13 protein-coding genes are annotated in these 15,596 nt (G+C 66.9%); 11 read left to right on the top strand and 2 right to left on the bottom strand.

Annotated features, from left to right (window positions below; translation table 11 throughout):
• Nucleotides 1-50 precede the first annotated feature (50 nt).
• The gene (gene trxB / locus ACZK29_RS10310) at nucleotides 51-1,022 is read right to left on the bottom strand and encodes a thioredoxin-disulfide reductase (protein ID WP_106548561.1); all 972 of its coding nucleotides are present in this window, start codon (nucleotides 1,020-1,022) and stop codon (nucleotides 51-53) included.
• Nucleotides 1,023-1,255: 233 nt separating this feature from the next.
• Between trxB and ACZK29_RS10315 the strand changes: the two genes are divergently transcribed.
• The 5 genes from ACZK29_RS10315 (at nucleotide 1,256) to ACZK29_RS10335 (ending at nucleotide 8,419) form a co-directional block, all read left to right on the top strand.
• Nucleotides 1,256-3,616: a DNA translocase FtsK gene (locus ACZK29_RS10315; RefSeq protein ID WP_478447009.1), complete on the top strand. Its 2,361-nt coding sequence runs from the start codon at nucleotides 1,256-1,258 to the stop codon at nucleotides 3,614-3,616.
• A gap of 39 nt (nucleotides 3,617-3,655) precedes the next feature.
• Nucleotides 3,656-5,599 carry a DUF3857 domain-containing protein gene (locus ACZK29_RS10320; protein ID WP_111202642.1) on the top strand — a complete coding sequence of 648 codons (1,944 nt, stop codon included), beginning with the start codon at nucleotides 3,656-3,658 and terminating at the stop codon, nucleotides 5,597-5,599.
• A gap of 111 nt (nucleotides 5,600-5,710) precedes the next feature.
• Nucleotides 5,711-6,349 carry an outer membrane lipoprotein periplasmic chaperone LolA gene (lolA, locus tag ACZK29_RS10325; RefSeq protein WP_106548558.1) on the top strand — a complete coding sequence of 213 codons (639 nt, stop codon included), beginning with the start codon at nucleotides 5,711-5,713 and terminating at the stop codon, nucleotides 6,347-6,349.
• Nucleotides 6,350-6,563: 214 nt separating this feature from the next.
• A complete protein-coding gene (locus tag ACZK29_RS10330) occupies nucleotides 6,564-7,841 on the top strand; it encodes a replication-associated recombination protein A (RefSeq protein ID WP_227199431.1) in 1,278 nt (425 codons plus the stop codon).
• A 188-nt stretch (nucleotides 7,842-8,029) separates the two neighbouring features.
• On the top strand, nucleotides 8,030-8,419 hold the full coding sequence (locus ACZK29_RS10335; protein ID WP_111202641.1) for a DUF805 domain-containing protein: 390 nt from the start codon (nucleotides 8,030-8,032) through the stop codon (nucleotides 8,417-8,419).
• Between the two features lie 73 nt (nucleotides 8,420-8,492).
• Here ACZK29_RS10335 and ACZK29_RS10340 read toward each other — a convergent pair whose 3' ends face one another.
• Complete coding sequence (locus ACZK29_RS10340; protein WP_111202640.1) at nucleotides 8,493-8,867, bottom strand: hypothetical protein; 375 nt, start codon at nucleotides 8,865-8,867, stop codon at nucleotides 8,493-8,495.
• A 280-nt stretch (nucleotides 8,868-9,147) separates the two neighbouring features.
• Here ACZK29_RS10340 and ACZK29_RS10345 point away from each other — a divergent pair, with 280 nt between their 5' ends.
• The 6 genes from ACZK29_RS10345 to ACZK29_RS10370 all read left to right on the top strand — a co-directional run bounded on the left by ACZK29_RS10345 (nucleotide 9,148) and on the right by ACZK29_RS10370 (nucleotide 15,383).
• Complete coding sequence (locus tag ACZK29_RS10345; RefSeq protein WP_111202639.1) at nucleotides 9,148-10,176, top strand: alpha/beta hydrolase; 1,029 nt, start codon at nucleotides 9,148-9,150, stop codon at nucleotides 10,174-10,176.
• Between the two features lie 122 nt (nucleotides 10,177-10,298).
• Entirely contained in the window at nucleotides 10,299-11,675 is a 1,377-nt protein-coding gene (locus ACZK29_RS10350; RefSeq protein WP_111202638.1) for a YncE family protein, read from the top strand.
• A 51-nt stretch (nucleotides 11,676-11,726) separates the two neighbouring features.
• A complete protein-coding gene (locus ACZK29_RS10355; RefSeq protein WP_111202637.1) occupies nucleotides 11,727-12,773 on the top strand; it encodes a heme/hemin ABC transporter substrate-binding protein in 1,047 nt (348 codons plus the stop codon).
• Nucleotides 12,770-13,813 (top strand): FecCD family ABC transporter permease, encoded by a 1,044-nt coding sequence (locus ACZK29_RS10360; protein ID WP_111202636.1) that lies wholly within the window; start codon nucleotides 12,770-12,772, stop codon nucleotides 13,811-13,813. The genes ACZK29_RS10355 and ACZK29_RS10360 overlap by 4 nt, the downstream gene beginning before the upstream one ends.
• Nucleotides 13,810-14,571 (top strand): heme ABC transporter ATP-binding protein, encoded by a 762-nt coding sequence (locus ACZK29_RS10365; RefSeq protein ID WP_111202635.1) that lies wholly within the window; start codon nucleotides 13,810-13,812, stop codon nucleotides 14,569-14,571. The genes ACZK29_RS10360 and ACZK29_RS10365 overlap by 4 nt, the downstream gene beginning before the upstream one ends.
• A 62-nt stretch (nucleotides 14,572-14,633) precedes the next feature.
• The gene (locus tag ACZK29_RS10370; RefSeq protein ID WP_164146408.1) at nucleotides 14,634-15,383 is read left to right on the top strand and encodes a hypothetical protein; all 750 of its coding nucleotides are present in this window, start codon (nucleotides 14,634-14,636) and stop codon (nucleotides 15,381-15,383) included.
• The last annotated feature ends 213 nt before the right edge of the window (nucleotides 15,384-15,596 follow it).

Below are 15,596 nucleotides of genomic sequence, written 5' to 3' on the forward strand. Positions count from 1 at the left end.
CTTTTGTTTGAGTCGAGCAGGGCTCGACTCTACAGAGCATGGTCAGCGTTTCAGCTGGCCTTGCCCTCGGCATCCAGGAAGCGCTCGGCGTCCAGTGCGGCCATGCAGCCGAAGCCGGCCGAGGTGATCGCCTGGCGGTAGTGCTGGTCGGCCACGTCGCCGGCGGCGAACACGCCTTCCACCGAAGTCTGGGTGGCGTTGCCGCCCAGCCCGGAGCGGATTTCCAGGTAGCCGTTGTTCATCGCCAGCTGGCCATCGAACAGGGTGGTGTTCGGGTGGTGGCCGATGGCCACGAAGAAGCCGTGGGCATCGATGTCGCGGGTGCTGCCGTCCAGGGTGGACTTCACGCGCACCCCGGTCACGCCAGCGTCGTTACCCAGCACCTCCTCCACCTGGTGGTGCCAGACGGTCTCGATCTTGCCCTCGGCCACCTTCTTGAACAGCTTGTCCTGCATGATCTTTTCCGCCTTCAGGGTGTCGCGGCGGTGGACCAGGTAGACCTTGCGGGCGATGTTGGACAGGTACAGGGCCTCTTCCACGGCGGTGTTGCCGCCACCCACCACGACCACGTCCTGGTCGCGGTAGAAGAAGCCGTCACAGGTGGCGCAGGCGGACACGCCGCGGCCCTTGAACTCGTCTTCGGTCGGAATGCCCAGGTACTTGGCGGTGGCGCCGGTGGCGATGATCAGCGCATCGCAGGTGTACTCGTGGCTGTCGCCGATCAGCTTGAACGGGCGCTGGGACACGTCAGCGGTGTGGATGTGGTCGAAGATGACCTCGGTCTCGAAGCGCTCGGCGTGGGCCTGCATGCGTGCCATCAGGTCCGGGCCCATCAGGCCGTGGGCGTCACCCGGCCAGTTGTCCACCTCGGTGGTGGTCATCAGCTGGCCGCCCTGCTGCAGGCCGGTGATGACGACCGGCTTCAGGTTGGCGCGGGCGGCGTAGACGGCGGCGGTCCAGCCGGCCGGGCCGGAACCGAGGATGACGAGACGCTGGTGGCGGGAGGGCAGGCTGGTGCTCATGTAGACTCGCGAAAAGGTAGATGGGACAAGGCGCTGGCGATGTTTGCGCAGCATCCGTGGCTGGTCATAGAGTGGCGGCTGGGGCAGGGCGATTCAAGCCGATGAACGGAACGCCGTCATCCAGCAGTGGTTTCGGCCCTCTGATTGGCCTGCCGGACGTCGCATAACTGAAAACTGACGCCGTCTCATTTATTATCAATCACTAACAGCGCATTCCAAAGGTATGGTCTAAGGTGGCGAAGCAGGTCCCCGAACGCTCCAAGTCCGACGACAGCAAGGCGTCACGTCGCACGGCCGCGGCGGCGACGACCGACAATCCACGCCGCCAACGCCTCTGGCGCGACCTTGGCCTGATCGCCATCGCGCCGGCGCTGCTGTATCTGGCGGCCAGTCTGTTCACGTATTCAGCGACCGACCCGGGCTGGTCGCATACCGGCAGCGTGGTCGCGCCGGTGCACAACCTCGGCGGCCGCGCCGGTGCCTGGATCGCCGATGTGCTGCTGCAGCTGTTCGGCTACATCGCCTTCCTGCTGCCGGTGGTGCTGGGCGCGCTGGCGTGGATCGCCATGTTCGGGCTCAAGCGCGAGAGCAAGGGCGAGAACGACCTGGACCCGGCGCTGCGCCTGGTCGGCCTGGTCGGTTTCCTGATCGCCGGTACCGGCTTCCTGCACGTGCGCCTGTTCAGTGGCGATGTCTCCAGTGCCGGCGGCATCCTCGGCAAGCTGGTGGGCAACTCGCTTACGGTGGGCTTCGGCGCGCTGGGTGCGAACCTGTTCGTGCTGGTGCTGCTGCTGGCCTCGATCACCCTGGCCACCGGGCTGTCCTGGTTCACGGTGATGGAGAAGATCGGCCGCGGGGTGATGTCACTGGCGCCGTTGCTGGCGCGCAAGAAGGAAGAAGTCACCGAGTGGCAGCAGACCCGGGTGATGCGCGAGGAGCGCCAGGAAGTGCGCAAGGCCGACGCCGAGGTGCGCGCCAAGCGCGAGCCGGTCAAGATCGAGCCACGCCCTGAACCGGTGATCGAGAAGAGCGACCGGGCCAAGCGCGACACGCAGATCCCGATGTTCCGTGGCGTCAATGGCGATGGCTCGGACCTGCCGCCGCTGGCCCTGCTGGACGATCCCAAGCCGCAGCCGGTGGGCTACGACAAGGAAACCCTGGACGCGCTGTCGCGGCAGATCGAATTCAAGCTGAAGGACTTCCGCATCGAGGCGCAGGTGGTCGGTGCCAATCCCGGCCCGGTCATCACCCGCTTCGAGATCGAGCCCGCGCCGGGCATCAAGGTCAGCCAGATCAGTTCGCTGGACAAGGACATTGCGCGCGGCCTGTCGGTGAAGTCGGTGCGCGTGGTCGACGTGATTCCGGGCAAGTCGGTGATCGGCCTGGAAATCCCCAACGTCACCCGCGAGATGATCTACCTGTCCGAGCTGCTGCGTTCGAAGGAGTACGACAAGTCGGCCAGCGTGCTGACCCTGGCGCTGGGCAAGGACATTGCCGGCCGCTCGACCGTGGCCGACCTGGCGCGCATGCCGCACCTGCTGGTGGCTGGTACCACCGGTTCGGGCAAGTCGGTGGCGGTCAACGCGATGGTGCTGAGCCTGTTGTTCAAGGCGTCGCCGAAAGACCTGCGGATGCTGATGATCGACCCGAAGATGCTCGAACTGAGCGTCTACCAGGGCATCCCGCACCTGCTGGCGCCGGTGGTCACCGACATGAAGGAGGCCGCCAACGGCCTGCGCTGGTGCGTGGCCGAGATGGAGCGCCGCTACAAGCTGATGAGCGCTGTAGGCGTGCGCAACCTGGCCGGCTTCAACAAGAAGGTGAAGGAAGCCCAGGATGCCGGCCAGCCGTTGATGGACCCGCTGTTCAAGCCGAACCCCGAGCTGGGCGAGGCGCCGCGCCCGCTGGAAACGCTGCCGTTCATCGTCATCTTCATCGACGAATTCGCCGACATGATGATGATCGTCGGCAAGAAGGTGGAAGAGCTGATCGCGCGACTGGCACAGAAGGCGCGTGCGGCCGGCATCCACCTGATCCTGGCCACGCAGCGCCCGTCGGTGGACGTGATCACCGGCCTGATCAAGGCCAACATCCCGACCCGCATCGCCTTCCAGGTCAGCTCCAAGATCGACTCGCGCACCATCCTCGACCAGTCCGGCGCGGAAACCCTGCTCGGCCACGGCGACATGCTGTACCTGCCGCCGGGCACCGCGCTGCCCGAGCGCGTGCATGGTGCGTTCGTGTCCGACGATGAAGTGCATCGCGTGGTCGAGCACCTCAAGGCGATGGGTCCGGCCGACTATGTCGACGGCGTGCTGGACGAAGTGCAGACAATGGGCGACGGCGTGGTCGTCGGCGCCACCGGGCTGCCGGAGAACAGTTCGTCCGGCGACGAGTCCGACCCGTTGTATGACGAAGCACTGCGGGTGGTGACCGAGACCCGCCGTGCCTCGATTTCCGGCGTGCAGCGCCGGCTGAAGATCGGCTACAACCGTGCAGCGCGACTGATCGAGGCCATGGAAGCGGCCGGGGTGGTCAGCCCGCCCGAGCACAACGGCGACCGCACGGTGCTGGCACCGCCGCCGCCGAAGTAAGAACCGACGTATCCCCCACGACGTCCAAGGAACCGACGCATGCTTCACCCCGTACCAAGCGCGCTGGCGCTGGCGCTGGCAGCCTTCCTGGCTGCCGGCCCGGCACTGGCAGACACCGCCACCTCCGCGCCCGCCACGGCGCCGCCTTCCACCCGCGGCGATACCGAAGCCAGCAATAATTTCAGCATTGTCCGTTACCGCGCCGACTACCAGGTGCGGCCCGATGCGGGCAATGTGCAGACCGAAACCTACGAAGTGCTGCTCAAGACCAAGGCCTCCGTCGAGCAGTTCAGCCAGGTGCGGCTGAGCTACAGCGAGAAGATGGAAACGCTGGAAGTGCTCGGCGCCTACACCATCACCGCCGACGGCCAGCGCCGCGACGTGCCGGCCGATCGCATCTACACCCAGGAGAGCTACTCCAGCGCTTCGGCGGCGATGTACGCCGATCGCAAGGTGCGGGTGATCGTGTTCCCCAACCTGGCCCCGGGCACGCGCCTGTACTACCAGGTGCGCCGCACGCAGGCCACGCCGTACTTCCCGGGCTACTTCGGCCTGTGGGAGACGTTCAATGTGTTTACCGAGTACGAGGACGCCGAGGTCACCCTGAGTGCGCCGGCCAACCTGCCCATGTTCGTCGACAGCCGTGGCGTGCAGGGCAGCGATCGCCCGACGGTGAAGAACGGCCAGGCGCAGTGGCGCTGGCGCTACCAGCGTCGCGAAGCCATGCCGGCACAGAACTGGTCGGCGGCGGGCTGGGAGTTCGGCCCGAACATCATGGCCAGTACCTATCGTGACTGGTCGCAGATGGGTCGCGCCTACCAGCTCAAGGCGGGCCCGGCGGCCGAGGTGACCCCGGCGCTGCAGGCGCTGGCTGATGAGATCACCGCTGGTATCAGCGACCGCCGCGAGCAGGCGGACGCGCTGTACCGCTGGGTTGCGCAGAACATCCGCTACGTGGCGGTATACCTGGGCAATGGCGGACTGGAGCCGAACAGCGCGCAGAGTATCCTCGACAACCACTACGGCGACTGCAAGGACCATGTGACGATCCTCGAGGCGCTGCTGGCGGCCAAGGGCATCGCCAGCTCGCCGGTGCTGATCGGTGCCGGTGGCGGCCCCACGCTGCCGAAGATCCCGGTGCTCGGCCGCTTCAACCATGCCATCACCTACATCCCCGAATTCGATCTGTACCTGGATTCGACCACCGCGTGGGCGCGCTTCGGGCAGTTGCCGGAAGGTGACCTGGGCGCCCCGGTGATGCGTACCCGTGACGCCACGCTGGCGCGCACCCCGGCCAATACGCCGGAGCGCAATGCCACCTCGATGGAAGTGCGTTTCACCTTCGACGCCAACGGCAACCTGCGCGGCGAGACCATTCCGAAGCTGGGCGAGAACGCCGAGATCGGCATGCGCGCCCAGTTCTCCCAGCTCAACGCACAGAATCGTGCGCGCGCTGAAGAGCAGATCATGGCCGCCTCCGGTTTCGACGGGCGAGGGCAGCTGCAGATCCAGGGCGTGCCGGTCGACCTGACCCGGCCGTTCGGCTACCGCATGGCGTTCCAGGCCGAGGACTACGCCGACTTCAGCGTGGCCGGCGGCATGGCCGTGCCGGACCCGCCGGGTGGCGAGTCGGTGCGCGGCCTGTACGCCACCGCCTCGGCGCCGGCCAACGAGACCCCGTTCTACTGCAATGCCAGCCTGCGCGAAGAGACCTATCGCCTGCAGTTCCCGGCCAATGCACCGATCATCGCCATCCCGGCGAGCCAGCGTTTCAGCAACGCCGCGGGTGAGTACCGGGTCGACTGGAGCCGCGAGGGCCAGGACGTGATCGTGCACCACCGCTTGCAGCAGAATGCGGTGCGTGGGCCGGAGGCGTTGTGCCAGCCGCAGGATTATCCGGCGTTCCGCGCGCTGTATCGCGAAGTGCGGCGCGGCTTCCGTGGCCAGGTGCTGTACGGCAAGCTGCCGGCATCCGGCGGCTGAATCGCCGATGGACGTTCAGGGCGGCATAATGTCGCCCTGATCGCCCATTCATCTTTCCCCGGGCACACTGGCAACCACCTTTCCTGGCGCCCGCGCCCACAGGATTTCCGCATGAACTTCCGCTTCCGCCGTTTCCTTGCCACCACTACCCTGGCCGTGGCCTGCGCCGCCGCCGGCAGCGCCTGGGCTGGCGCGCGCGATGACCTGAAGACCTTCACCAGTGGCCTGAAGGGCCTGGATGGCCAGTTCAGCCAGCAGGTGTTCGACAGCCGTGGCAAGGTGAAGGAATCGACCAGCGGCCGCGTGGCGCTGTCGGCGCCGCGCCTGTTCCGCTGGGAGTACGTGCGCCCGCATGAGCAGCTGATCGTGGCCGACGGCAAGAAGGTCTGGATGTACGAGCCGGACCTGGAGCAGGCCACCGTGCGCGAGCAGGGCAAGGAAGAGCAGAACAGCCCGCTGACCGCGCTGATCAACCCGGCGCTGCTGGAGCAGCAGTACGACGTCAGCGAAGAGGCCGCACCGCGTGACGGCCTGCAGTGGCTGTCACTGTCGCCGAAGCGCGAAACCGAAGCCAGCTTCCAGTACGCCGCGCTGGGCTTCAACGCGCAGGGCCTGGCCAGGATGGAAATTACCGACGCCGTCGGCCAGCGCACCGTGATCAGCTTCAGCGGCTGGAAGCGCAACCCGGGCTTCGCCGCCGGCACCTTCAGCTTCACCCCGCCGAAGGGAACCGACGTCATCGGTAACTGATGGGTGGCGCCGGGCATGGCCCGGCGCTCGATCCCTGTGGCCCGGTGCAACCTGCTCTGGTGGGTGTCAACCTGCACCGCCCTGGTGGGTGCCAACCTTGGTTGGCACGCTCTCGCGGTACAATGAGCAGGTGGCAAGACATCGTTCAACTTCCTTCCCTGGCCCCGATCTGCTGAGCGTCGATCGGGATCACCTGCGCCCGCTGGCCGAGCGCATGCGCCCGCGCACCCTCGACGAAATGGTCGGGCAGAAGCGCCTGCTGGCGCCGGACAGCGCGCTGCGTCGCGCGGTCGAATCCGGTCGCGTGCATTCGATGATCCTGTGGGGGCCGCCCGGCTGCGGCAAGACCACGCTGGCGCTGCTGCTGGCCGAGTACTCCGACGCTGAATTCCGTGCCATCTCCGCGGTGCTGTCCGGCCTGCCGGAAGTGCGCCAGGTGCTGGCCGAGGCCGCCCAGCGCTTCGCCGAAGGCCGTCGCACGGTGCTGTTCGTGGACGAGGTGCATCGCTTCAACAAGGCGCAGCAGGATGCGTTCCTGCCGCACATTGAACGCGGCACCATCCTGTTCGTTGGCGCCACCACCGAAAATCCATCGTTCGAACTGAACTCGGCGCTGCTGTCGCGTTGCCGCGTGCATGTGCTGGAAGCGGTCTCGCCAACGGATATCGTCGAGGCGCTGGAACGTGCACTGGGCGACCGTGAGCGCGGCCTGGGCGAAGAAGGCATCGAGGTCGCGCCCGAGCTGCTGCTGGAAATCGCCACCGCCGCCGATGGTGATGTGCGGCGTGCGCTGACCCTGCTGGAAATTGCCGCAGAGCTGGCAGGCGGGGAGGGGGGGCGTATCACGCCGCAGACCCTGACCCAGGTGCTGGCCGACCGCACCCGCCGCTTCGACAAGGGTGGCGAGCAGTTCTACGACCAGATCTCGGCACTGCACAAGTCGGTACGCAGCTCCAACCCGGATGCCGCACTGTACTGGCTGACCCGGATGCTCGATGGCGGCTGCGATCCGTCCTACCTGGCGCGCCGGCTGACCCGCATGGCCATCGAGGACATCGGCCTGGCGGATCCGCGCGCACAGAGCATGGCGCTGGAAGCCTGGGACATCTACGAGCGGCTGGGCAGCCCGGAAGGCGAGCTGGCGTTCGCGCAGCTGGTGCTTTACCTGGCCAGCACCGCCAAGTCGAACGCTGGCTATGCCGCCTTCAACCAGGCCAAGGCCGACGTGCGCGAGAGTGGTACCGAAGAGGTGCCGCTGCACCTGCGCAATGCGCCGACCAAGCTGATGAAGGAACTCGGCTACGGCGCCGAGTACCAGTACGACCACGACGCCGAAGGGGGCATCGCGCTGGACCAGACCGGTTTCCCGGATGCGATGGGCGAGCGCGTGTACTACAACCCGGTGCCGCGTGGCCTGGAAATCAAGCTGAAGGAAAAGCTGGACCGGTTGCGCGCAGAGCGCGAGGCCGCGCGAGCCGCTAAGGGCCGCTGACCCGGTTTATGTGGCGTCGAGCCATGCTCGACTTCGCTCTTGCATGGGCTTACAGGTACCTCTTGGAACAGCAGCCGAGAATGGCTCGGCTCTACAGAGGTAATGGCAGTCGAGCATGGTTCGTCGCCAATTGTCCTGCGCGCGTGCATTTGGCACACTGCGCGGCTACTTTTTCAAGGATTGATGCCGTGCAGGAAATGATTCTGCCGTTGAAGCGCTACGCCCAGTTCGAGGGCCGCGCCAACCGCCGCGAGTACTGGATGTACCAGTTGTTCCTGTTCCTCGTCGCAACGGCAGTGATCCTGCTGGCCGGTGTGCTGGCGATCCTCCTGCGCAACAGTGCTGATGCGCTGGCTGGCATCCTGATTGGCATGGTGGTGCTGCTGTGTGTGATGTGGCTGGTCACGATCGTGCCGCTGATCGCGGTGACCGTGCGCCGCCTGCATGACTGCAACCAGTCGGGCTGGCTGTTCCTGCTGGCGCTGGTGCCGGGCGGCGGGATCGTGATCATGATCTTCTCGCTGCTGCCGGGCACGCCGCAGGAGAATGCCTACGGTCCGGTGCCTGTGGGGCCGTGACGCTTCGGGAGTCGAGCATGGCTCGACTCTACAGGGGCAAACAAGAGAAGCCGGCGTTTCGCCGGCTTCGTCTTTACTTGATGCTGCAATCGCCGAAGGACAGGTAGTCCGTGCCGGAGCTGAACTGCAGCGTGCAGCTGGCGGTGAAGGTCGCGCCTTCTTCCAGTGCCGCCAGCCTGGCGGCCTGATGCTCGTCGTCGGTGGTCAGCCGGGCCAGGACATTGCCCTGGTCATCGCCTGCCTCGATCAGCGGCTCGCCCGCCAGGTTGCTGGAAACGCCCAGTGCCACGGCAGTGAATGTCACCGTCTGGTTGAGCTGGTCCATGCTCAACGTCGAGTTGCCGGCCTCTTCAAAGGCCTGGTAGAGCGTTGGCAGATCCTGCGCGGCATGGGCAGCCAGCGGTGCAAGCAGGCCGAGGGTAAGGGCGATCAATGCGGTGTGCTTCAAGGGTTCTCACAATCATGGGATCCAATCCCATGGCGGTTGTGTGCAGATGAACGCGCTCCGGATGGCGGCAAGTGCCCGCCATCCATGGCTGCGCTGGAAGCGGGGCGATCCAATGCCCCGATGGGCGGCAAAATAGGGGAATTGCTACCCCTTGCGCAACCCGGGCATGCGCGCGCGTGATACACAGCGTGACGTTTGATCGATGTGATAATCATTCGCGTTTGAGGTAGACTGCGGTCCCTTGTGAACCGGCGGCCCTGGGCCGCTTCTGCCGCCGCTGATGAAGCATTTCGTCCCGCCTACGCGCCGTGGCCCGCTGGCCTGCGGCCTGGCTGCCTTGATGATGGGTCTGCTCCTGGCTATCCCGTACGCCCATGCCCAGCAGCGCAATCCGCTGCAGAAGATCGGCCATACCGTGCTCGACGAGCCAGCGGTCAGCTACCGTTTCGAGCAGTTCGTGGTCGACAGCCCGGACCAGCAGCGCCGCTGGCGGGTGAACCTTGCCCTCCCGGCAAAGGCCAGCAAGGCCCCGTTGCCCGTGCTGTACGCCCTGGACGGCAATGCCGTGGCGATGGTGCTGGACCAGCCGCTGCTGGCCGAGCTGGCCGCGCGCAAGGTGCCGCCGGTGCTGGTGCTGATCGGCTACGACAACGACCTGCGCATCGATTCCAAAGCGCGCACCCACGACTACACCGCTTGGATTGACCGTGCCGACGATGAGAGTGGCACGACCCAGGCGGTCGGCGGTGGCGCCGCAGCCTTCCTGGATGTGATCGAACGCCGCATCAAGCCGGAAGTCGAGCGTCGTGCACGCATCGATGCGCAGCAGCAAGCGCTGTGGGGCCACTCGCTGGGCGGTTTGTTCGTGCTCAATGCGCTGTACACCCGTCCCGCCGCCTTCCAGTCCTACCTCGCGGCCAGCCCGTCGCTGTGGTGGAGCCAGGGCGCGGCGCTGGGTGATCCGGAACAGCAGTTCGTGCAGAACGTGCATGGCCAGCCGGCAAAGCTCTGGCTGATGCTGGGCGGCGCCGAGCGAGTCGGTGATCGTGGCAAGCGCGACATGAACAACCCGCGCGTGGTCGCGCACCTGCGTCGCATCGGCGGCGCCACCCCGGATGCGGCGATGCGGCTGTCCGAGCGGCTGGGCAAGGTGCCGGGCCTGAGCGTGCAGTACCGCGAGTTCCCGGGTCTGGGGCACGGCCCGATGCTGCCGGCCTCGTTCCATGCCGCGCTGCATGAACTGTACGGCGTGACCGACCGCAGCGCCGGTGACGGTGCCGCCACGGGTGGTGACAACGCCGCCGAGTGAATCCCTTCGCACGCGATGCCGTGCGACCCCACTACCCAGGCGAGGCTGCCGACGTGCAGCGGCCCAGGCAACCGATGAATCCCGCGCCACGTGGCGCGGCCTACGTGTGCAAGGAGCCTTCCATGTCGTTCCGTCCGTCTTTCCATCTCACCTCTCTCGCCGCCGGCCTGTTGCTTGCGGTGACCGCCACCGCCCAGCCCGTGTTCGACCAGCCGGCCAACGCCACCTTCAAGGGTGAGGTTGTCTCGCGCGGTGAGAATGTGGTTCCCGGCAGCACCGCCGACGTGGTCGGTCGTGGCTTCGTGCCGGGCCAGAAGGTCAGCCTGCTGCGTGGCGACAGCGTGCTCAACGCCCAGCCGGTGGTGGTCGATGCCGATGGCAACTTCAAGACCCAGCTGAGCATTCCGGCCGACGCGGTGCCGGGCACCCATCCGGTGGTGGTGCGCGCCAGCCAGCCGGCTGCGGCCACGGTGCTGAAGCTGCGCGTGTCGCCGCAGCTGCCGCTGTCCGGCCAGGCGCAGTTCGCCATCCAGTCCAACAAGCTGGTGCCGGGCCTGTACCAGTCCGCCTACAGCGCGGCCAGCAATGCCGTGTTCGTCACTTCGGCCGTGGGCCGCCCGCCGGTGACCCAGTCGCAGCTGTTGAAGCTGGACCCGAAGTCGCTGAAGGTGACCAAGGCGATCACCCCGGCGCAGGTGCCGGGCAGCACCAACGGTGCGGTGTACGCGGTCTATGGCGTGGGCGTGGATGACACCAACGGCAATGTCTGGGTGACCAATACCCGCCAGAATTCGATTGCGGTCTATCGCCAGAAGGACCTGTCGCTGGTCCACCAGTTCCCGGTCGATGCCGTGCCGCATGCGCGCGACGTGGTGGTCGACGGCACCCATGGCAAGGTGTTCGCCTCCGCCACGGGTGAGGACCACCTGTCGGTGTTCGACGCCAAGACCCTCAAGGAGCTGCCGGCGGTGACGCTGGAATCCGGCGTGGATGACGGCAAGTTCACCCCGATGAGCCTGGTGCTGGACGAGAAGGGCGGCAAGCTGTTCACCGTCAGTATCGGCACCCCGGAAGCGGCAGTGATCGATGTGGCCAGCGGCAAGGTCGACAAGGTCATCGACCTGGGCAATTCGATCAGTGCCTCGGGCGTGGCCTTCGACGCGGCACGCAACCGCCTGTACGTGGCCTCGCAGGGCACCGACAACCTGCTTATCGTCGACGTGGCTGCCGGCAAGGTGCTGCATGACGTGCCGGTCGGCGCCGGTGCGCTGAACGTCGCCTTCGATGACGCGTCCGGCCTGGCCTATGTGAGCAACCGCGGCGCCGGCACCGTCACCGTGGTGAACGGCGACGGCAAGGTGGTCGCCAACCTCGACGGCGGCACGCTGCCGAACCATGTCCGTGCCGATGGCAAGGGCAACGTGTTCGCGGTGAACAAGTCGCGCGGCGCTGAAGACCCGAAGGGTGACCGCATCACCCGCATCACCCCGAAGCAGTAAGTCACACGGCGGGGTGGCGTAAGCGTCGCCCCGCCAGCAAGGAGAATGTCCATGAACATCGCGTCCCGTCTTCGCCTGTGCGCACTTCCGTTGGCTGTTTCGCTGGCGCTGGCCGCCTGTGGCGGCTCCTCGGCCCCCTCGGATGCTCCGAAGCCTGCCGGGCCGGCGGCCGCAGCGCCGGCTGCGGAAACCGCGTTGCCGGCAGGCTGGCAGCGCGTGGCCGGCGCCGAGATGCCGGCTGTGCACGACCAGAAGGCCGTGCTGCCGGCCAAGGTGCATTCCGACGATGGCGCCGACGTCGAAGTGGCCGACACCAGCCGCATCATCGCCGGCGGTGACGATGTCATCGCGGTGATCGAGGCACTGGGCCTGGGCACGCAGGTGTTCGCGGCGCCGACCAACACCACCACCCAGGCCGGCCTGGCCGCCCCGCATCAGTTCCTGTTCAACCGCACTACCGGCGTGGAGGGCGTGCTGAGCCTGCAGGGCTCGCTGTTCCTCGGCAACAGCCTGCGCCGCCACACCGAGCTGGCCAGGAAGCTGCGCGAAGTGGGCGAGCCGGCGGTGGTCATCGATGACCTGCAGCCGGCACCGGAGAAGGTGCGCAAGGTTGCCGCCGCGCTAGGGCTGGCCGAGGCAGGGCAGGCGCTGGCCACCCAGGTGCAGCGTCAGCTCGACGAGGCTGCAGCGATTGGCAAGGGGCTGGGCCATGCGCCACGAGTGATCCACGTCTCGGCAACAGGTGCCGGTGGCTCACCGACCGTGGCGGGTGCCGACAGCGCGTCGGCGCAGCTGATTGCCCTGGCCGGCGGGGTCAACATCGGTACCGAAGCGGGAGTGAAGAACTACTCGCAGTTGAGCAATGAGGGCGTGGTCGCCTCGGCGCCGGAGGTGATCCTGGTGACGGAGCACGACCTACAACTGTTCGGCGGTGCCGAGGGCCTGTGGAAGGCGTACCCGACGCTGAAGCAGACCCCGGCCGGGCAGGCCAACCGGGTCTGGGTGATGCCCGATGTGCAGCTGAAATACACCAGTGTCGGCTCCGGTGCGGGAGCGCTGGCGCTGGCGAAGGCGTTCGCGGCGAAGCCGAAGGCATGAGTCCAGCGGATCGGCGCCGCCGTCGCGGGCGGACGATGTTGATGGTGGCGTTGCTGGCACTGCTGGGGGCAGTGCTGGCGTCGTTTGCCGTGGGGCCGCTGCGGCTGCCGCCGCTGGAGGTGATGCAGGCATTGGCGGTGAAGCTGGGCCTGCTCGATCCGCAGGCGGTCAGCAGTCGTGATCTGGCGGTGGTCTGGCAGCTGCGTATTCCGCGTGCCCTGTTGGGCGCGATGGTCGGTGCGTCGCTGGCGATGGCCGGTGCCAGCCTGCAGGGCCTGTTCGGTAACCCGCTGGCCGACCCCGGTATCGTCGGTGTCAGCCAGGGTGCGGCGCTGGGTGCGGTGGCTGCCATTGTTCTCGGCGCTGCGGGCGCAGCCGGCTGGCTGGTGCCTGTGGCGGCATTTGCCGGCGGTGCGCTGGCGATCGGCCTGACGTATGCGTTGGCCCGGCCCGGCAAGGGCACGGGTAACGCCACGCTGCTGCTGGTCGGCATCGCGATGGCCGCGTTCTGCTCCGCGCTGATCGGTTTCCTCACGTACATCGCCAGCGAAAGCGAACTGCAGTCGCTGGTGTTCTGGCAGATGGGCTCGCTGGCACGCGCCAACTGGGCCGACGTTGCGGCGGTGGTGCCGTTGTTCGCCATTGGCGTGTTCGCATTGCAGCGGCTGGCTACGCCGCTGGACATGCTGGCGCTGGGCGAACGCCAGGCACAGCACCTTGGGCTGGACGTTACCCGCACGCGTCGCCGGCTGGTGGCGTTCAGTGCGCTGCTGGTGGGGGCGGCTGTGGCCTTTGCCGGCTCGATCAGCTTCGTTGGCCTGGTGGTGCCGCACGTGGCACGCCTGCTGGTCGGCCCGGGTCATCGCTGGTTGCTGCCGTTGTCCGGCCTGCTTGGCGCGCTGCTGATCGTGGTGGCCGACACCGCAGCCCGCACGCTGGATCCGCCGGCGGAGATTCCGCTGGGCCTGTTCTCGGCTGCGCTCGGCGCACCGTTCTTCCTCTGGCTGGTGCTGCAGCAGCGCCGCAAGGCGGCGCCATGAGCGTGTTGCTGAAGCTGCACGACGTGGTGGTGCGCCGCCAGCAGCGCGAGATCCTGCATGGCATTTCGCTGGCGTTCGAGCCCGGTACGGTGACCGCATTGGTGGGCCCGAATGGTGCGGGCAAGTCCACGTTGCTGGCCGTCGCCGCCGGTGACCTGCGTGCTGACGCAGGCGAGGTAAGCCTGCTCGGCAAGCCGTTGGCCACCTACAAGGCCGGACCACTGGCGCGCGAGCGCGCGGTGATGCCGCAGGAGCACGGCGTGCGCTTTGCCTTCAGCGTCGAAGAAGTGGTGGCGATGGGGCGGTTGCCACATCCACCGGACCCGGTCACCGATGACGCCCAGGTGGAAGCTGCGATCGACGTTGCCGAACTGCAGGCGCTGCGCCTGCGCGAGGTGCAGCAGCTGTCCGGTGGCGAATCGGCTCGCACCACGTTCGCGCGCGTGCTGGCGCAGGACACGCCGCTGTTGTTGCTTGATGAGCCGACGGCCGCGCTGGATCTGCGCCACCAGGAGCGCACGCTGCGCAGTGTGCGTGCCTGTGCCGAAGCCGGTGCGTGCGTGATCGTGGTGCTGCACGACCTCAATCTGGCCGCCGGCTATGCCGATCGCATCGTGCTGCTGGAGCAGGGCAGGGTGGCGGCCGATGGCACGCCATTGCAGGTGCTGACCGAAGGCAACCTGCAGCGGGTCTACCAGCAGGATGTGGTGGTGCTGGAGCATCCGCGGCGCGGGGTACCACTGGTGGTGGTGACCTGAGCGCAGGCCGCCAGGTTGCTCCGGTATCATGGTGGCTTCGTTTTCTTCAATGGACTGATGCCATGTTCCGTGCCGTTACGCGCAGCGCGCTGCTTGCCACGATGATTGCTTCCGTTTGCGCAGCCCATGCAGCTTCGACCTCCCAGGTTTCGCTGACCGACGCGGCCGAGAACGCCTCGCTGATAGAAACCCGGCATTCCAGCGGCGAGGGCGCCGCTGTGACGTCGATGAAGACGCAGTACTTCGCCAACGAGGAAATGTCGGTGAGCTGGGACGACCAGCAGGTGCTGGTACTGTGCAGGGAGACCGCGTACCTGAAGATTCCTGCCGCCAAGCTCAAGGCCGGAGCGTTGACCGCCGAGCAGCGGCAGATGATCGTCTATCAGGCGCTGATGTCCGGCCTGGGGGCTGTCGCGGGCGTTGTCGGGCCGGCAGGGGAGAGGGTGACGGTGGCTGATGATGGCAGCGAGACCCGCAGCGTTGGCGAAAACAACTGGGCGTATGGTGTTGAGCGATACGAAGTGATCACCCAGCGGCTGCCGGACGGTGCACTTCGGGTCCGGACCCGCAAGACGGAAACCGTGAATACCACGCCTCCGGCGGGCCCGGACGATATGTTCAGCACCGAGGACGACCAGGCGGCACGCTTGTCCGAACTGGCGCCGGTGGGCAGCTGGACCGAAGTAGTGGTGCGCGGTGGCGCGCGCCAGCCGCATGTGGATCCGGCGATGTCGCTGCAGGGCTGGATCTCGATGGGCGATGACCACGCTGCGACGGTAGCCGAGGCCCGGAAGCTGCACGGCTGCAAGTGAGGGCTGCGAGGGGGCCGATCCTTTGCCATGGGCAAAGGGGTGCGACCCCGATCGCTGTCGGCCTCATCGTTCCATTTATGTGCGCAATATTCACTTGCGCGCCAGATTGGCAGGTCTAGAATGCGCCCCATGAACCGGATGCCGCTCCTGAAGTTTTTCACCCTGACCCGCGCAAGCGCGGAACGGGCGTGTCTGCCTGGAGCCCCACGAGGC

Source organism: Stenotrophomonas sp. 89682_Sma, from assembly GCF_056481405.1.